17 protein-coding genes and 1 pseudogene are annotated in these 18,298 nt (G+C 61.0%); 15 read left to right on the plus strand and 3 right to left on the minus strand.

The window, feature by feature from the left end:
• Nucleotides 1-100 precede the first annotated feature (100 nt).
• Entirely contained in the window at nt 101-334 is a 234-nt protein-coding gene (locus PV760_RS13890) for a hypothetical protein (RefSeq protein WP_354628053.1), read from the minus strand.
• 1,482 nt (nt 335-1,816) lie between these two features.
• Here PV760_RS13890 and PV760_RS21490 point away from each other — a divergent pair.
• The 3 genes and pseudogenes from PV760_RS21490 to PV760_RS13900 all read left to right on the plus strand — a co-directional run.
• Nucleotides 1,817-2,134 (plus strand): annotated as a pseudogene (locus PV760_RS21490) (DUF8805 domain-containing protein); the annotation flags it as partial.
• An 18-nt stretch (nt 2,135-2,152) separates the two neighbouring features.
• On the plus strand, nt 2,153-2,983 hold the full coding sequence (locus PV760_RS13895; protein WP_354628054.1) for an alpha/beta hydrolase family protein: 831 nt from the start codon (nt 2,153-2,155) through the stop codon (nt 2,981-2,983).
• Nucleotides 2,984-2,996: 13 nt separating this feature from the next.
• On the plus strand, nt 2,997-3,452 hold the full coding sequence (locus PV760_RS13900; RefSeq protein ID WP_354628055.1) for a hypothetical protein: 456 nt from the start codon (nt 2,997-2,999) through the stop codon (nt 3,450-3,452).
• Nucleotides 3,453-3,526: 74 nt separating this feature from the next.
• Here the strand turns inward: PV760_RS13900 and PV760_RS13905 are convergent, their stop codons facing one another.
• Nucleotides 3,527-3,841: an ArsR/SmtB family transcription factor gene (locus PV760_RS13905; RefSeq protein WP_354628056.1), complete on the minus strand. Its 315-nt coding sequence runs from the start codon at nt 3,839-3,841 to the stop codon at nt 3,527-3,529.
• A gap of 335 nt (nt 3,842-4,176) precedes the next feature.
• On the opposite strand from PV760_RS13905, the gene PV760_RS13910 reads away from it, so the two are divergent.
• The 11 genes from PV760_RS13910 to PV760_RS13960 all read left to right on the plus strand — a co-directional run bounded on the left by PV760_RS13910 (nt 4,177) and on the right by PV760_RS13960 (nt 16,643).
• Nucleotides 4,177-5,250, plus strand: coding sequence for a M23 family metallopeptidase (locus PV760_RS13910; RefSeq protein ID WP_354628057.1), 1,074 nt, complete (start codon nt 4,177-4,179; stop codon nt 5,248-5,250).
• Nucleotides 5,250-5,783, plus strand: a complete 534-nt coding sequence (locus PV760_RS13915; protein WP_354628058.1) for a hypothetical protein — start codon at nt 5,250-5,252, stop codon at nt 5,781-5,783. Before PV760_RS13910 ends, PV760_RS13915 begins: the two co-directional genes overlap by 1 nt.
• A gap of 41 nt (nt 5,784-5,824) precedes the next feature.
• The gene (locus tag PV760_RS13920) at nt 5,825-7,012 is read left to right on the plus strand and encodes a MinD/ParA family ATP-binding protein (RefSeq protein ID WP_354628059.1); all 1,188 of its coding nucleotides are present in this window, start codon (nt 5,825-5,827) and stop codon (nt 7,010-7,012) included.
• A 13-nt stretch (nt 7,013-7,025) separates the two neighbouring features.
• Nucleotides 7,026-7,436 carry a hypothetical protein gene (locus tag PV760_RS13925; protein WP_354628060.1) on the plus strand — a complete coding sequence of 137 codons (411 nt, stop codon included), beginning with the start codon at nt 7,026-7,028 and terminating at the stop codon, nt 7,434-7,436.
• Between the two features lie 3 nt (nt 7,437-7,439).
• On the plus strand, nt 7,440-8,225 hold the full coding sequence (locus tag PV760_RS13930; protein WP_354628061.1) for a hypothetical protein: 786 nt from the start codon (nt 7,440-7,442) through the stop codon (nt 8,223-8,225).
• Complete coding sequence (locus tag PV760_RS13935; RefSeq protein WP_354628062.1) at nt 8,206-10,107, plus strand: hypothetical protein; 1,902 nt, start codon at nt 8,206-8,208, stop codon at nt 10,105-10,107. Before PV760_RS13930 ends, PV760_RS13935 begins: the two co-directional genes overlap by 20 nt.
• A 27-nt stretch (nt 10,108-10,134) precedes the next feature.
• On the plus strand, nt 10,135-11,697 hold the full coding sequence (locus PV760_RS13940) for a hypothetical protein (protein WP_354628063.1): 1,563 nt from the start codon (nt 10,135-10,137) through the stop codon (nt 11,695-11,697).
• Nucleotides 11,694-13,334 carry a putative type IV secretion/conjugal transfer ATPase gene (locus PV760_RS13945; RefSeq protein ID WP_354628064.1) on the plus strand — a complete coding sequence of 547 codons (1,641 nt, stop codon included), beginning with the start codon at nt 11,694-11,696 and terminating at the stop codon, nt 13,332-13,334. The genes PV760_RS13940 and PV760_RS13945 overlap by 4 nt, the downstream gene beginning before the upstream one ends.
• Nucleotides 13,331-15,022 (plus strand): type IV secretory system conjugative DNA transfer family protein, encoded by a 1,692-nt coding sequence (locus tag PV760_RS13950; RefSeq protein WP_354628065.1) that lies wholly within the window; start codon nt 13,331-13,333, stop codon nt 15,020-15,022. The genes PV760_RS13945 and PV760_RS13950 overlap by 4 nt, the downstream gene beginning before the upstream one ends.
• Entirely contained in the window at nt 15,019-15,636 is a 618-nt protein-coding gene (locus PV760_RS13955) for a hypothetical protein (protein WP_354628066.1), read from the plus strand. The genes PV760_RS13950 and PV760_RS13955 overlap by 4 nt, the downstream gene beginning before the upstream one ends.
• A gap of 74 nt (nt 15,637-15,710) precedes the next feature.
• Nucleotides 15,711-16,643 carry a hypothetical protein gene (locus tag PV760_RS13960; protein WP_354628067.1) on the plus strand — a complete coding sequence of 311 codons (933 nt, stop codon included), beginning with the start codon at nt 15,711-15,713 and terminating at the stop codon, nt 16,641-16,643.
• A gap of 4 nt (nt 16,644-16,647) precedes the next feature.
• Here PV760_RS13960 and PV760_RS13965 read toward each other — a convergent pair whose 3' ends face one another.
• Nucleotides 16,648-17,757 (minus strand): hypothetical protein, encoded by a 1,110-nt coding sequence (locus tag PV760_RS13965; protein ID WP_354628068.1) that lies wholly within the window; start codon nt 17,755-17,757, stop codon nt 16,648-16,650.
• Nucleotides 17,758-17,955: 198 nt separating this feature from the next.
• Between PV760_RS13965 and PV760_RS13970 the strand changes: the two genes are divergently transcribed.
• The coding region (locus PV760_RS13970; RefSeq protein ID WP_354628069.1) for a hypothetical protein at nt 17,956-18,298 on the plus strand (343 nt) is incomplete at its 3' end.

Here is an 18,298-nt window from a genome sequence, read left to right on the forward strand (position 1 = left end):
TTAAGGACTTCCATACGATTTACGATCTGTCTGCCGGCAAGCTATCCGGATCGTGAATCTTCAGCTTCGAAGGCCCGCCCATGGCGGGCCTTCCTTGTATCTATGAGGCCATACGGATCGGGAGTTCATCCTGCTGAGTGAACGGATCGAGCAAGGCCAAATCTTCGCGCAAGGACCGGTCGACTGCAGAGGCAACATAGTCGGTGACAGTCATGCCTTTTGCGGCGGCGATCATGTGAACGTCCTCCGCGGTCTTGGCTGGCGTGCGGAAGCCAATGTATTTGCGGAGGCCCTTGCTGGGCCGCCCGCCTCCACGATTGATTACTGCGCTCATTGTCAGGTCCTTTGAATCTCGCACAACCAGAGGTTGTAGCTGGTTCATTGTTGATGCCACGTGCGGTCGATCGGAGTTTTGTTTACAGCTATCGACTGAGTCGAACCTAGCACCGCGCAGAGTCTGATTAGGGGATTTGTTTACAGAAAACGGTCCCGCGTGTCGCCTCCCATCGCTCGTGAAGCACAGGGTCGACCCCATCATTGAGTCTGCTCGACGCCTGGACCGCCTGTTCTCGCCCAAGGGCTCGATTGCCGGCAAGTTTGGACGAGGTAGGGCTGTGCCGCCGGTGAGGCTCAAAACGATCGTGCTCGCACGAGTAGGGCAGCTGTCAATCGCATCCACGCTATGCCATCCTTTCCTACTTGTGACAGGCGTTCAACGAGGCCGACTTGGTATGGTGGGGCCGAGTCGCTTGGCTAGGCTCTGGATAAGAATCCACCGTCTGAACATGTCTGAAACATGTTTCAGCATAGCCTAGCCGAACCCAATAGCTAGCAAGGGGAGATTAGTGGTGGCGCAAGGTCTGCCTACTCTTTCGATAACCACATCAGAGCGAGCGTTCCGGGACGCGTCCGAAGCTTTCGCTGCGCTGAAGTTACCGACCAGGATCACCCTCGAACTGCTCGTGGGTGCCGTCGAAGAAATCCGTGGCCGCCGAATCCGAATCCGTTCAACAGACCGCCTCATAGGCACTTCCATTTGTGGCCTTTGGTTGCCTGGAAAGCGACAGGAGTGGGTATTTCACCCACCTACGCCTTGGGAACTCCAGCGGCAGCAGTTCGTACTCCACGAGCTAGCGCATATGATCCTTGGGCACGACGCACGTCCAGGGGCTGGGGCCCTACTTCATGACGGCCTGCAGAATCTTCCCGCAGATCTGGTACGGAGAGCGCTCATGCGAACGGAGTTCGGAAGCGTCGAGGAAGCAACAGCCGAGTACCTTGCAGATCTGATGGCCGAGGCCATCAGAGAGATCCCCGGTGAGCCGGGTGCATTTGAGGAGGTATTCGGCTAGTGGAAATCCTTGCGGCAGTGCTGATGGCCACCTTGGCTTTGATCGTCCTGGCAACTCGACGCCCAGGAAAGGACACAAGTATTCTCTGGGCAGCGGTGCTCATCTGTATTTCATTGGTCCTGAACATCAACGCCGCATATACGTTCGTGGATGGACTTTTAGCTGGACGGAACTATGTCGACTTGGGAGCTAATCTCTTGTTGTTGGTTGGCGTCTACTTCCTTGCGCGCGCGATCCACAGAGCAGCCAGCCCCGCTTCAGAGCCAAGCTGTCGTTGGAAACTCAGGCATAACTCTGGATACACGAGTAGTGACTTACACAGATAACAGACCTCGCCGAGAGTTGCATCGCATGATTGTCGAGATTCAGGATTCTCTCGTTAGAGATCCGAGGGCTCGCGAACGCATCGGTGATGAGGGGCTGTCTAAACTGGCCCACGCCACAGGCCATTTGGAGACCCGGCCGTGGCGCTCAAGGTAGCTAGCGTCACCGCATTACTCGTTGCAGTTACCACTTGTGGAGCAGCAGCTGTTGCGGCCGTCGCCGCTAGGCAGGCACTGTCTTCCGCGTCCCGGAAACGATACGGCATCGTTCCTCTAGGGGTAACTGAGAAGGAGATTGAGCTCCGAGCCACGAGTAGGACGGACTTACCGGGCATTTTTGGCCTCGAGATCTTCGGAGAGGATGAACCGGCTGCTGTCGGACCCGTTATTGCGAAGGCGGACAATACTGTCAGGCGCAGCCTCATCCGCAGGCCAGTCTCGCTAACAACAGATTCACGATGCAGGTGGAGTGGCATCGTGGCTGCGACTCCCGAACCCCCATTCAGTGAAATCCAGGTGCAAACGTCGGTAGGGCCGGCCCCAGCATGGGTTGTGGACAATGGAAGTGATGTCTGGGCGATCCATGTTCATGGCCAGGGGAGTGACCGCCGCCAGCCCTTGCGTGGCGTTGCCAGTGCAACGGCAATGGGCTTGAACTCCCTAATCGTTTCGTATCGCAACGATGGTGACGCTCCGGCATCAGCCGACCGCCGATCCCACCTCGGAGAGTCGGAATGGCGCGACTTGGAAGATGCGCTGCAGTTCGTTTCCGATCGAGGAGGGACCAAATGCATCGTGTTCGGGTGGTCACTCGGTGCCACCATTGCCTTGAACACCCTTCAGCGTTCCAGACTCGCAAGCATGATCAAAGGCATTGTGATGGTCTCACCCGCACTTAGCTGGGAGGAAGTTCTCCGAGCTAACGCAAGCCACCAGGGTTGGCCTCCTTTTTTGGGGTCCCAAGTCGTATCGCTGCTGGGCTCTAAAGAGCTAAGCAGGCTGGCCGGGATCAGCACGCCTCTGAAGATCAGGAAATCAGACGCCTCAAGGCTGGGCCATCCGCTCAAGACACCTATCCTGATTATTCATAATAGGAAGGATTGGTCGGTACCCTTCGAGACCTCAGCCAGATTTGCTGAAACCCATCCGCAGCAGGTGGAACTCGTTGAGTTTGAGTGCGCCGGCCACACTCAGGAATGGAATTCGGACCCGGTAGGCTGGGATTTGGCAGTTCGTCGCTGGTACGGAAGGTTGTTCCAGCCAAGCACAACTGTGAGCAAAGCCGAGACAACGGCTGGTGACATTTAGATGGGGTTGAATAATGGCTGGCGGTGATACTGCCCGAGATCGGCTCGAACGGGCGGAGACCCTTGCACGCAAGGTAAATTTGTTGTTGGACGTCGTAGTGGCGGAGGGTGGCAAATCCTATGAGTTCGCCGACATACAGATGGGCGTCCGGCAGTACGGATACGAGCTGTCCAGGACCCGCTGGTGGCGCATTAGAAGTGGGGAATCGCCCGACGTGGTCCCGGTGGAGGCACTGGTTGCACTAGCCAATTTCTTTGAAATTGACCCTGTCTACCTCACAGCGGACACTGGTGACCTTCCGGAACGCATCGAGAAAGAGCTGCAACTCCTTAAGACGATGCGGCGAAACAAGCTAAAGAACATAGCTGCCCGAACTCTCGGTGATATTGATATCAAGACGCTAGACGCAATCAACGCTCTACTGGACGACGTAGAAGAGTTCGAAAGAAACGAGACCGACCCAAACTGATTCATGTTCGAAACATGTTTCAGTGGTGTTAGGGTTGAGCCATGTCCACAAGGATCGCCGCCCGCAAGCCGTCGTTAATGACCTTCAATGTAATCCACATAGGCTCGCGACAGTTCTCGAATTCTGACGGGCTGCAGCTCGTAAGTGACATCTCGACCTTGACGCATGCCTCGCGGCGGATCGGTCCTGATCAATCCTGCAGCAGCAAGGGCTTCCAAGTGTCGGTTCAGGCTAGGTCGACTGATCTCCAACACATGTTGCAATTGCCCGATTGTGGCGGGACCCAGTATGGCCAACTGACGCAGAACGTCCGCCTGCGCCCGACTGCCCATGAAACTTATTGCAGCCTCAACATTGGAGGGCAGATTGGGGCGGATGAGTCGCGGCATGGGTCCATCTTGCCGGACTATGCACCAAACTGCCGCCTGATCGTTGGATTAACTCTATTGGTAAATAATAGAGTTGATCTTTGGCTGATGGAGATCCGTCGTCAAAGGTGGCTTCGTATCAATGAGTCAGCCACAGATTGGCCTAGCCGTCAGCCTTGTTCCAGCCTTTCTGCTCGGCGCGTTCCAAGCGATGGACTTGATGTTGGGGTCCACGAAAGCACCGAGAAGCCCATGGGGGAGGGGACAGGTTTTGAAGAACAGCTGCCGTTCGGCACACAACGTCCGTCGGATCCGTCAGGGCCTAACTGCCGCAGGCACGGTTCGGTGATGAAGCGATGACAGCCCGTAAAGTCATTACCGGCGCTTCGATTGTTGCGCTGCTGACTGTTGGGCTCGTCACTGTTGTCTTGGATGACAGTGATCCGGCGCAGGCGGCCTCATCTTGTGCTGCACCCGCCAGCGTAGCCGCCGGCCCTGCCCAGGCCGGGGGAGTGGCCGGGTTTGATGCCGGACAGATGAAGAACGCCCAGGCGATCATGAATGCGGCGAAGGCCCTGAAGTTGCCGGTCGCTGCGCAGCTGATCGGGATTCAGGCCGCGATTGGTGAGTCCATGCTGCGTGTCATTGACTACGGCGACGGGGCCGGGCCTGATTCACGTGGGCTGTTCCAGCAGCGCGCCAATGGCGCGTGGGGATCGTACGCAGACCGGATGGACCCTACCATTTCGGCGACGAACTTCTTCAAGGCCCTTCAGCAGGTGGAGGGCTGGGAAGCCCTCGAACCGACTATCGCGATCCACCGGACGCAGCGGAACGCGGACCCGAACCACTACACGAAGTTCCGCGCCCAGGCCACAGAGGTCTTCAAAGCCTTGGGTGGGGAGTCCGGCGCTGCGGTGGACCCGTCCGGCGTCTGCCCGGCTGAGGGCAACCAGGTTGTGGGGGACTTGGCCGGTAAGTGGGTCGCTCCCATGGAAGGGGCGACCAACAGCAGCGGCTACGGACCCCGTCCTGCACCTCCCGGCACCGCCGGGGGAGTGCTGGCGAACTTCCATTACGGCATCGACTTCGTTCATCCCGGAGGACCGGGAACGATCGTGGCCCTGACGGATATGAAGATCGTCAAGGTCCGCAATCTTGATGGCCTGTTCGGCACCGGCGTTACCGGCCAGACAGTGGATGGAAAGCTCACCATCGGCATGTACCACATGGAAGCAGGCTCGGTGAAGGTCAAGGAAGGCGACACCGTGGCCGCCGGAACACCGTTGGGCACCGAAGGCGCAACGGGCAACGTCACCGGCCGCCACCTCCACATGGAGTTCTTCGCCGGCGCCCTGCCCAACCCCATGGTCCCGATCAATCCCACCATCGACCCCACCCCGATCATGAAAGAGAAAGGCATTCTCTGATGCGCAAGCACCTCGCACTCACAGCCGCACTTGCCGCCGCGCTCTCGCTGAGTGCCTGCGCCGGAAACGCGGGCACCGAACCGGCAGCCGATTCGACCCCCACGGTGAACACCGGACAGCCCGGCCAGGAGAGCCACAATGCCGACGACGGCCACGACCACGGCGCCGATGAGCACTACGGCGTCCCCGAGGTGACGTGGGACGCCGCCTCAGAGAAAGCAGTCAAGGACACCGCGGCCAAGGTCATGGGCCTGTTCGCCCGGCCCGATGTTCCGGAAACAACCTGGTTCTCTGACCTCGCCCCGCATCTCGCACCGGAATACGCCGAGGATGCCAAGTACATTGACCCGGCCAGGGTGCCCATCCGCAAAGTCACGGACGGACCGGCCATCAGCCGCGACGCCGGCAACCCGATGACGGTCACCGCAACGTTCTCCACGGGTGCGGGCCGCTGGACGATGCTCCTGCACCGGTCCGGACAGCAGCAGCCTTGGTTGGTAACAGCTATATCCCCCCAAGACCCGACCTCATGAACCCAAAGACAGAACCTGAAACGAGCGAGAGGAACCATCCGATGAGCACGAACTGGCAAGGGAGCGAACGGAAGAGCCGCGCACCCATCAGCCTGACCGATACCGAAGCCGAAGCCGAAGCCATCGCAACGGATCCGGCCATGATCATCCACGCCGTACCGGATGCCGAACCGGCCGCAGCCGAACCGAAGGCGGAGACGGTGGTGGATCACCGCGAAGCGCCGTTGGTCAGTGGCCGCCGCAGCGCGGCTGTCCTGCGCAAGGAGAACGTGAACGACCAACTGCCGCCGGCCACCGGTTGGCAGGCATTCCTGCGGGCAGTCAGCTTCGGTCTGATCAGCCCCAAGGTTGGCACGGCCGAGCTGGCACGTCGGGCGGATCTGTCCGCGATCCAGCGCGTGTACTCCCGCCCGATGCAGATCATGGTCGCCCAGCCCCTGGGCGGGGTGGGTAAAACGATGTGCAGCGTCGGGCTTGGTTCCACGTTCGGGATCCACTCCGGCCAGCAGACGCTGGTGTGGGACAACAACGAAATGATGGGCACCGCCGGCGTCCGGACCAACGCGAACGACTCCACCCGGACGGTCTGGGATCTGTTGAACGTCCTGGAGTCCTTCGAGACCGTCACCGCCCGCAAGGGCGAGCTGTCCTACTACACCCGCCATCAGGGCAACAACCAGTTCTCCGTCCTGGTCGCGGACGAGGACGCGGACCGGATGAAATCCATTGGTGCCGATGAGTTCAACCGCATCCACACGGTGGTCAGCCGTTTCTACGACACCATCATCGTGGACACCGGGAACAACACCCGCTCAGCGAACTGGCTCGCCTCGATCGAGGTCACCGACCAGCTCGTGATCCCCACGACGCTCAAGCGCAACGCTGTCGTCTCCGCCCTGCGGATGATCGAACAGCTCGAATCCATGTCCGAGCGCACCGGCAACCCACACTACAAGGACCTGGTGACCAACGCCGTCATGCTGGTCACCCAGGGCGGCGGGGCGAAAGTCTCCGCAGCCGAGCAGGCGGAGCTTCGCGAGAACCTTGCCTCCGCGGTACGGGTCCTGATCGACATCCCCTACGACGGGGCGCTGGATACCGGCTCGATCATCGACTGGCAGCTCGTTGGTGACCCGGCCCGCCGGGCCTTCGAACGTGCCTCAGCGGAAATCGCCGAAGGCCTCCTGGCCATTGACCGCGCCACCTCCACCAAAACCACCGACCTCTAGGAGCAGAAGAAACATGTTCAGCACCATCAGCAACGAAATCATTATTCGGTCCGCCGTGCCCATGATCGACAACCCGCTGGACGGCGTCACTCCCAGCATCAGCGTCCTCGGCGTGAAATTCGAAGGAGCCGTCCAGCTTGTCCTGGGCGCGCTCTGGGCTCTCGTGCTGGTCCTCCTCGCCGGCGCTTTCCTGTGGAACCTCATGAAGTGGGGCGTCGCCCGCAACCGCGGCCACTCCGACGACATTGAAGAAGGCGCAGCAGGGGCCAAGAAGACCGGTGTCGCCTTCGGCATGGCAGCCGGGGCAAGTGTCATCCTCGGTGCCATCCTCGCGATTGCCGGTTCTGCCAGCAACCCTGCCCCGCCGGCTCCGGCCGCTCCTGCGGCTGCTTCCTCTGTGCAGATTACTTCGGTGGAGGTCTAGCCCATGCGGAAGCACTGGAAACTCCTCACAGCCTTGGGGGCGGTGATCCTGGTCATCGCGGTTGCCGTCGTCCTGCTGAACCCACCAGCCCCACCGGCAGCCAAGCAAGATGACCCCAGCTCACTGCAGGCCTCCGGGAAGTTCGGGTTCCCCGTCTCCGGGATCAGGATCGGCGAAGGCGGGACCAAAACCGCCAGCGACGGCAAAACCATCACCGGCTACAACGGCAGTTGCGACTCAGCCGCCCAAGCAGCCGCCAACTACACCCACCTCATCGAGGACGTAAACGTCTCCACCTGGGCTCAGCAGAAAAAGACCTTGGCTGAGGTTGGTAAGGCTGGGGCCTGGACGGAGAAGATCACCTCAAAAGGGGATCTTCTGACCACTTCAAAGGAACTATCCAGTCTGTCTTTTGACGGTGGCTGGGTTTACCGCTCCGATGTTGCCGCTGGTGGTCTGTACCGGGTGGCCAGTTGCGAACCTAAAGAGGCTGCTGTGGTTCAGGTGTTCTTTGGGGCCACCAGCGCCAACGTTAAGGCAGCTCCAAGTGCATTCTTCCAAACGGTCACCTTTGCACTGGTTTGGGATGGCGATTGGAAGGTTGCCGATGCTGCGATTGTCGCAAATGGCCAGGATTTCGGCGGCAGGGTCAAGGACGCCGGCCCGATGAGCGTGGGAACCAACATGGATGATGAAGCCACACCGGTTCTCCGGGACGATCTGGTCAACGCCTTCTTCAAGGACAAGACCCGTGAAGGGTGGGTTGAGTATGCAAACGCTAAGCGTTAGCAGTACCGTCCGCCTGGTCGCAGTCTTTCTGGTGTTGTTCCTCAGCTTTGGGGTAATCGTCGCCGGTCCCGCACAGGCAGCCGACGAAGTGAGCAAGTCCGAGAAACTGAACGCCGACCAACTCAAGCGCCTCTCTGGTCTGCCCGAGGACCAACGCGTCAAAATCAAGGACAGGCTAAACCAGGAACTGGGCAAGTCAGTCTGTGCCGATCCGTGGTTCTTCGGACTCATGGGCGGAAACGACTGTGAGAACGTCTCTGCCAAAGCCTTCGGCACCTTCCTGACCACACCCGAAAAAGTGCTGGATTACGACGGGAAAAACACCGTCCCGTTCTGCGCCGCGCTTCCAAATGTCGGTGCGCCGGATTCGGGTACCGCCTGGTGCGCCCAAGGGGCTGTATTCAGTAAGTTCGCCCCGATTGCCGGCGTGGTGATGCGGACGGCCATCTCGGCGATGCCGGGCGGTCAGGTCGTCCTGGGCACGGTCGATACCGTGGCGTTCATCGCGAACGCGAAAAATGGCTTCGAGGACTTCGCTAACACGGTTAAAGCCGAGGGCGTGAAGTCCACCAACGAGGTGCTGAACAACCTGTTGAAGGTCTCCGAATTTGTGGTTGACGACGGTTTCCGCGCAACGTGGGCATTGTTTTCCGGAATCGGCATCATCGTCATGGGTTTGATGTATTTCAAGCTCTGGAAAGACGTCTCAAACGAAGAGATCGACATGGAATCCGTCAGGGACTCGCTGTTCTGGTACGGACCTCTATCCATGATCCTGGTGCTGTTCGGTCCTCCGATCGGCTACGTGATCAACGGATGGATGAGCGGCATCACTGAAGGGATCACGTTCTGGACCTCAAGCAGGGTCACGGATTTTGGTGTCGCTATCTCCCGATTCGCCTCCTATGAGTCCAGCGGCGCATTCGGCCCCCTGGCGGCTGTTTTGCTGTTCGGGCTGTTGTTCCTCTCAGCCTGGGCCATGCTCGGGTTGCTCGCGCTACAACCTTTGGCCCTGTATCTGCTGGGGCTGGGTATCGCGATCATGATCGGCTTATTGATTCACCCGAAATACCGCCAACGAGTAGGCAAGATCGCCTCATTGTGGCTCGGCATTTCCTTCTCGAAACCGTTGCTGCTGCTGATCATGGGTGCGGTGTTCAGTTATATTTCCACCCGACCAGCCTTTAGTGGTGAGGGTGTGGACGATGGCATGGTGAACGCCACATCGGTGTTCCTGGCCGCGGCCGCGATGTGCGTTCTGGCCTTCGCCCTGCCGATGCTCTACAAGTTCGTCCCGATCATGCCAGCGTCCTCGACCAGCCTTGGTGAGGGCCGCCAGTCCATCGCCGGGCCATCAATGGTCGCCGGAGCAGGCGCGGCGATCTCCTCGGCAATCAGGCAGAAACGGACCGCCCAAGTCCAGTCCGGAGCAAACCGTGGCGGAGGTCCTTATGGCGGCGCGGCGGCCACAAAGGGCCCATCTTCGATGACACCGCAATCAGAGGGCCAGGGCGGTTCCGGACTTGGATCGAACGGCTCCGGCATCTCCGGACGCCGCAGTGCAGCCTCCAGGGTTCCCAACGAGCAGGGTACTTCTTCCTCGGGCCAAGACCGTCAAGGCAGTCATGCCCAGGGGCAGCCGGAAACCCGCACGATCGGGGAGCTGCAGAAAGCAGACCGCGCCGCGACCGGCGGTGCCAAAGCGGCACAGGCTTTGAAGACCGGTGCCGGGGCAGTGGGCCGGGGATCGGTGAAGGTTGCAGCCGGTGGCGCGACGGCGTTCCTGCTGGCGGGCCGGGAAGCGGCACGTCAGGCCTCCATGCGCGGGCAGCGTTCCGCCCGTTCGATGGCACCGGATACCGACCACATCAGTGGTCGGTAACAGAAGTACGGCAAGGAGTAGGTAGTCATGGGAAGAATGGTTGTTGTCGGCGGCGAGGTCCAGAGCCGTGGCCTGTTCGGGGGAAACCGGACGGCACCGGAATGGATCGGCTTGTCCGTTTCCATCGGCGCCGCCCTGATAATCATTTTGGCCGGCGGCAGCCAGATCGTTGCCCTGATCCTCGCCGCGGTGTTGGTTCTGGCAGGAGTCATCCTGACCACGCCCAACAAGCTCTCCGGCCACCGCTCCCTGGGCGCCATTTTCGTTGAGGTCCGGCACAAGAAGGTCCGCGCCAAGAACAAGTCCCTGGTCTACGTCCCGGTGAAGGACCGCCCGCAGACACGGATGATCAAGGCCGGGAAAAAGGACAGTGACCGCGCCGACGAGAACGGCATGATCGAAGTCCCTGTCCGGCACAAGGAGAACGCCCCTCTCATGGTGGGCACCGTCCGCCACTTCTCCATCGATACCCCGGAAGGTCCGCTGGTCATCTTCCGGCATCAAGGCAAGGTCAAGAAGTCCTACTACACGGCCACGATGGAAGTCATGGGTTCGTCCTCGGGAATCCGGGAGGAATACCGGAAAGAATCAGGACACGTCGCCCGTGGCCAGTACCTCGCCCGGTTGGCCCGCCGACAGTCCCTGGTCACCCATATCCAGACCCTCGCCCGCGCCGTGCCGATGGACTCGGCCGACCACCTCCTGTGGGTCAAAAAACGCGTCGCACAGAATGTTCCACGGATCCTCTTGGAGTCCTACGGTGACCTGTGCGAGACGACCCGCTCACGCTCCGAACAGCACCGTACCTACGAGACGTTCCGGATCCCCGGCTCCCCGGCACTGTACCGCCGCGCGGAAGCGTACGGGTCAGGGGACGAAGCTATCGGTCAGGCGATCTATCAGGAAATCCGCTCAGCCATGGCCCAAGCGTCCATGATGGGTTCGATCACCAACTCCCGGCCCCTTGGACCCCAGGCCATGGCCGCGCTGCTGCGTCACCTGCAGGACCCGGACTTCGACATTGACGACTACGACGGTGCCAACCTGATGGACTGCTGGCAGCACCTTGACGGTGCAGCGTCGCCCATCTCGGTGGTAGTGAATGACCACTGGCACATCCGCACCGGCTACGTGCCGGCCCCTGCATTCAGTCCCGCACCCATCCCGGTCGAGGCGTTGGAAGCGATCATCAGCGGCATCCAGCCCGCGGTCGTGCACTCGGTGTCCATGGTCATGGAACTTGAAGACGCCCGCAGCGCCCGGTCCAAGGCTCGCTCAGATGCCGCCATGGACAGGGCCACGGGCAACAAGGTCGCCAAATCGGGTGTCGTGACCGATGGCACCGAAGAAGTGTTGATGGGGGCCTCCCACCAACGTCTCCTGGATCTGAAGCCCGGCTCCGGCCATCACGGCGCGGCTTACGGGCTGTATATCTCCTTCGCGGTGGAAGACGCGAACGAGATCCTGGCCACCACCGACATCGTTGAGGCAGCAGCTTCCGATGCCGGTATCGAGTTCATTGACTGGTTGGATCACCGCAACGACCTTGCCCTGATCGCCACCATGCCGTTCACGAGGGGAATCCGATGAGCACCACGAACGATGTCAAGCGTTTCAGCCTGCCGTGGGCTGTGGCCAGCAAATCCAAGCGGACACTCCGGGCTCAGGCCCGCGCCGGGAAGCTGGAGCTTGAAGCATCTGCATCCGGCACCGCCGCCGAGGGTTTGCGGCGCAATAAGCCGTTGAGTAAGCGGGCGGTGAAGAAGGCCGAGAAGAAGGAAGCCAAAGACCGTGAGCTGATCGAGGCCCAAGCGACCGCAAAGACCCGCTGGCACCACGAACGGAAGTGGACGTTCGCCTCAAAGCTGGGCTTCTACGATCCTGCAGCACCGGGTGTGCCGTCTTCGACGCGGCAGATGGAGTTCTCGCATATGGCGATTGCTTCACCGCCGACGTCGCACCGCGGCCTGGTGTTCGGGGTCGATGCCGGTTCGGGGTGGATGATCGTCCATGACCCGTTCACCGCCTATGGTGACACCCTGGAATCCCCGAATGTTTGCTACATCGGTGACCTTGGGCAGGGGAAGTCCTCGGCCATGAAGACCTGGGGTGTGCTCCGTCAGCTGGTCCTCGGCCGCCGCGTGGTCGTGATCGATAAGAAGTACCAGAAGGACGTTGGCGGGGGAGAGTACACGCCGCTTGCGCGGAAGCTCGACGTTGCCCCGGTCCGGTTCAGCATCGGTGGCGGTGGATCCCGGATCAACATTCTGGATCCCCGTATCGCTGCCCGGTTGAACGAGGAAAATCACGACAGCGCAGAGTCGCTCAGCACCCCGGCCGGCCAGTCCATGCTGGTCCGTGCCGTCATGGAAGAAGCCCTCCGCCGGCCGATGACACCCAAGGAAGGCAAAGCAGTCCGCATGGCACACCGGCAGGCGTTGACGGAGGCGAAGAAAGCCGGGGAAGTCGCGCACATCGGGCACGTCCTCAAAGCCCTGTACGCGCCCAACGAAGCCGCCGCGAAAGCCACTGACCTGACCGTGGAAGAGTTGCGTGAGTGGGGCCAGGACCCTGCTTTTGAGCTTGAACGCATGATCGAGGACGATCTGGCCGGTTTGATCGACGGGGAGACCAGCTCCGACATCCAGCTCAACGCCGGGCTGACCGTCTTTGACGTGTCCCTGCTCCCGGAGGACGGACCGGCGCTGCCGATCGTCATGACGATCATCAACACCTGGCTGGCGAATACCCTCTACCGGCAGGAAGAAGCGGTCCCGACGGTGTTGCTGATTGAAGAGGCCTGGCACACCGTGCAAGGCTCGGTGGCCACGGTGACGCGCCGCAACACCAAACTCTCCCGCGCCCTGTCCCTGTCGTGCCAGTTCGCGTTCCACCACATCTCCGATATCCCGGCAGACAGTCCGGCGATCTCCATGCTCAAAGAATGCGGAACGGTCCTGCTGTACAAACAGCAAAAGAGCGCCGACGCGCTGGCCTGCGAAGAGATGTTCACCCTCCCGGCTGGGACGGCCGAAGTGATCACGAAGCTGGTCAAGGGGACGTGCCTGTTCAAAATCGACCAGTTCGATCCTTTCGAAGCCATCCACGTCCGCAGCCCGTTGGAGGTGGAGCTGACCGACACGGACGGTGCCATGAAGTCCACCTCCACGATCGCGTTCACCGAAGAAACCAGCACCGACGAAGCCATGGAGGTTCTCCCGGTATGAGCAAGCAAACGTCAACAGACACTCTTCTGAAGCTGGGCCTTGCCGGATCCGTCGTCGTCTTGGCGGGCCTCGCCTGGGTCTCAGCATTCTTCGGTGAGATGCTGACACCCACGGGGATGCCCTGGACGAACTTCACGGAGTTGGTGGCCCGGTTCAAGGAGGGCACCTTCGTCTGGCCAGGAGCTGCAACATACATCCTGATCGTGCTCGCGATTCTTGCTTTCCTCGGCATTGCGTTAGTGACCATCGTGCTTGGGGGCAGCAAGCCGAAGGACGACGGCCTGCCCAGGTACAAGGACCTCGAACCCCGGATGGGCAAGAAAGCAGCCTTGGCCAAAGCCCGGCAGTCACTCCACCTTCCCGAAGACGCTGCCGAAGCGGACATCATTGTCCCTGCGTTCAAACTCGACAGCAAAGTCCTCTACGTCCAGCATGAAGATTCCATGTGGGTCTACGCGCCGCAGCGTTCAGGAAAGACCCTCTATATTGCGGTCGGGATCGTGTTGGATGCGCCGGGCCCGGTGCTGGCGACGTCCACGAAGAATGACCTGTTGATGTACACAGCGATAGCCCGCAAGCGGCGCGGCCGCGCGCAGGTCTTCGACTTGCAGGACATTTCCGGTTGGCCTGACACGATCAGTTGGAGCCCCGTCGCAGGATGCGAAGACCCGGACGAAGCCCTTGCCCGGGGCAAAGCCTGGGCCGGTGCCCAGCCGATGGGGAACGTGAAGAATGGCGACTGGTTCAATTCCAAGGCCGCCGCGATCCTGGGCCGGTTTCTGCACGCCGCGGCGCTCGATGGTGGAACGATTGAGGACGTCGTGCGCTGGTCCAACAACTTCGCCGATCCCGAACCTCTGGAAATCCTCCGCGAACATGGGGCACCGGCCGCGTTCGCTGAACGCCTGCAAGCGCTGACTTCCTCCCGTGCCGGCGAAACGGTGGACTCCATCCAGGAGACCCTTGCCGGGTTGCTTGAGCCTCTGTCGTCGCCGAAGGCCCTGAAGTTCCTCACCCCTGGCGAAGGACAAGGCTTCGACGTCGAAGACTTCCTCTCCGGCGCCAACACCCTCTACCTTGTGACTGATGGGGAAGATTCCCCGGTCGCTCCGCTGGTGACAATGTTCGCGGACCACGTCTTCCGTAAAGCCCAGAAGATCTCCCAGACCCGCGCCGGGGGACGCCTGTGGCCGGTCTTCACCATGGTTTTGGACGAAGCACCCAACGTCGCAGCGTTTCCGAAGATGGCCGGTGCCCTTTCGGACTCCGGCGGGCGCGGTATACGCATCATCGGGTTCAGCCAGTCCTTCGCCCAGAACCGTGCCCGTTGGGGAGACGATGGGGCCAAGGCAATCCGCGGCACCTCGTCCGTGCGTCTGTTCCTTCCCGGGCTGGAGGAAATGGCCGAACTTGAGACCGTGGCGAAAGCCGCCGGAACCACCCACCGCAAGCGCATCTCCACATCACAAGGAAAGGGTGGGTCCTCGAAGACCACCAGTGAAGAGGAACGCCCAGTGATCCGTGGCCACGAAATCCAGCAACTTCCCCAAGGCAAGGCCTTCATGCATTACACGAACGTCCGCCCGGCCGTTGTGGAATTGACCCCCTACTGGGAACGGGAAGATGTTGAGCAGATCAAGAAGGACAAGAAGGCCGCCGAGGCCATGACTCGCCGGATCACCGCATGAGCCAGGACCCATACGCCGACCTCCCGCTACCGGATGAGGGACCGACACCGGAGGATTCCTATACCGAAAGTGATGCACCGGCTGGCGTTGACGGCGACGGCGTTTTGCCCTCTGTGGAGGAACTGGTCTTGGACCATGACGGCCAGTTGGGCCAGCTCCGCGCAGACGTCGACGGATTGGCCGGACTGGTCGGGGATCTGATCCGGACGCCGCCCGCTGGGAAACCAGCGCCTTGGAATTGGAAGGAACTGGACGGACCTGGCGCAGCGGCGCTCTTGACGGAGCTGCGCGCCTGGGTTGACTGGTACAACGGCCGCTACGGGGTAACGGCCGATTCAAGGATCCCCGGCTGCTGGTACCGACACGGGCCCGTCGTGGAAGAGCTCACCGGGGTATGGATCGGTTGGCGGGCAGCCTACTACGGCCACAAAACACCGAACGATGCTCCGGCGTCTTGGCATGAACGGATCCTCTGGCCGGCCATTGCACGGATCATCAAGAGCAACTGGGGCCTGGCTGCGTGCATACCCGCGCACAAGGACCCGCGCCCCAAGGCCGAGCCCTCCACCGACGACGGCTTCTCAGAATTCATCTCCGCCCTAGGCCCTCAATGAACATTGTTTGTGTTGCTGTCCCGCGGCATCAGCGGCAGGGACGGTACGGATGTGAAGAGTGCGCGCAGGCTCTCGTGAGCGCCGTCCGTGAACAGTCCACCCCGCGAGAGGCTGTCGAGCACTTCAGTGCTGCTGCGCGTGAGGCCCGCGAGGAAATACGACGTCGTCAACGGTGGTGGGTCCGCAAAGATCCTGCAGAGCCCGGTCGTGATTTCGCGTTTGCGCTGGCAGCCAAGGAAGTATCCGCTATCGAAGCGTTCCGGGTTGAGAGCCCGCGAGAGCGGGGCTTCCCCACCCGGCAGGCCTATGAGACGTTCAAGAAGGACGAGCTGGGATTTGTGGGCAGTCCTGCATTCCTGAGCTATTACGAAACCATGGCGTTGCTGGCCGGGTATCCGTCGGCCTACGCCATTGGCCCTGATCCATCGGTGATCGAGATGTTGGAACAGCACCGCAAAACGATCTGGGACAGCGTTCCTGAAAACGTCCAGCGCGTACTGCACAACCACGCCAAGGATGATTACAACCGCTGGGGCCGGATCCCCGGTGAACCGGTGCAGCAGCTCGGATCATGGATCGCTGAGCACGGCCAGCTTCCGCTGCCCGTGGTGACGTACCGGCAGGAGTCCCGTGCCTACCTGCTGGACCGGCAATGGTGGGACCGTCTTCTGGCGCTGGCCCCAGGGGACACCATCAGTTGGGATGACCGTCCGGTTTCGACCTCGGTCGATCCGGGGTTCACCCGGCAGGGGGCACCGGGTCTGGGCGCCGGTGAGGAATGGAGCCCCGAGAACCGAAACGTTCACTTCATCATCACCGCAACCAAGGGCTTTTATCTGGGGTCGGCAACGACGATGCAGTTCAATGAACACGAACTCATTCTCAAACCCGGTCAGCTGTATCGTGTCGCGGGCTTCCGGCAGCACAGCACCCAGGACATGCTGGGCAGACGATATGGGGCAGGGCACCGGGTCTATATCGTGCTGGAGGAAGAACCAGGGGCTTAGCGGCCTAAGGGGCCGCTTGTGGGCCTATGTTCGGTCCCGCGTTGGATGGGCCATCCCGTCGGCGGGGTTCCTTCAGGGCTTGGGCGGCCTGTTCGAGAAGCTGTCGGATGGGTTCGGAGGCTGCAGGGTCTGCGCGCTGGCTGCGTTGGGCACTGTGGTACCAGTCGAAGCGCTCTTTGATCGCGTCGATGCTTTTGGGTGAGTTCGTTCCGACTCCCAGACTGACGGAGTGGTCCAGCGCAGGGCGCTGGGTATCTGCTTGAGCCCGTACGGCCCTGAGGGCTTGGTTCTCTTTGCCTTGGTGGACTAACCTTGATTCAGAAGCAACAGCTGGCCCTCCGCCTCTTTGAGAGCCGACAGTTGGCTGGACCCCCGGACTTGGCTGCGGCAGATGGGGGTTGCTTCCTTTAACGGGCAACCCGGTCCGGGCATGCAGCACCGTAGTGACCGGCGCGAGTGGTTGAAACCATGCCCCTTCTGCTCTGGCCATCTGGTGGTAGAAACTCCAGGAAGACAGGTCAGCGGCCCACAGCAGATGCTCATCACGTGGTGAGACGGCCTCCACTGTCACCTGCCTGTCCAACAGCCCGGCTTTACGCAACCTGGCCACTACGTCCTGGTCCTGTCGGTTGGCGTCCGGGCTGTGTTCCTCATTGACGCGTTCGAAGACCATCAGCCGGGGTGGATTTTCGCGGCCGGATTGGGTGGCAGCGCGGGCAAGGGTAGTGATGCATTCCTCCCGCGCCTTCGCCATGCCGTCACCACCGGTCCTGACTTCCGTTTGAACAGTGACAATGCTGAAATCCACGGTCTGCGCGAGGTAGTTGTTCAGCTCCAGGATCCGCGGACGTAGTTCCGCAACGGGGCCGAGTTTCCCAGCGTACGCCTCGGTGGTGTGCCAGTAGTCAGCATCAACGATGCGTTCGAGCTCTTTGCGAACGATCTCCAACGACTCTTTGGGGATCGTGACTCCACTCATGGTGTAGAACGGGCGCTCACCGTAGCTGTTGCCCGGCGGGCGAAAGCTCTCATCGACGAACACCACTGGCCCGGGAGTGCGGGCGTACAGGATGCGTAGACGCTCCTGTGCCTCCCGCTCGCGAAAACTCCCCATGTTCTCCCTTTGCCATCAGCCGGGCCTGCCGGCCAGTCAAACCAGCCTACAGGCGGGGACCGCGCTGGCATTGTTTCGGCCCGGTGCCAACTCGTGGGGATCGACTTGAGCAGATGTACGAGGTCTCGGCAGAGACGCATCCTAGGGTCGGCCCGGAATAACAGTGGCTGAGGCCGGAGTAGGACCAAGAATGTCGGAGTGAACCGCGAGAATGGACAGGTGCACTCCGATGATAATAATCAGGACCTCAATGGATTAGATCCGGTGGAAGCCGCTGACCCCGAAACTCTTCCTGCCAACTCAAGTGTGGCTGGTTTCAGCGGGCAGCTGTCGAAGGGTCTTCGGGATCCGATGGAAGGCATCGGCAAGCAGCTGGCCAGCAGCCTGACGATGAGCGGGATCGTCAACTACAAGAGCCCGCTGCTGGACATGAAGGTACCCAGCGCCCTGACTGGTTTCAGCGAGCAGCTGTCGAAGGGTCTTCGGGATCCGATGGAAGGCATCGGCAAGCAGCTGGCCAGCAGCCTGACGATGAGCGGGA

Origin of the sequence: Paenarthrobacter sp. CC6 (assembly GCF_040560085.1) — a bacterium.
Classification (GTDB): Bacteria; Actinomycetota; Actinomycetes; order Actinomycetales; family Micrococcaceae; genus Arthrobacter; species Arthrobacter nicotinovorans.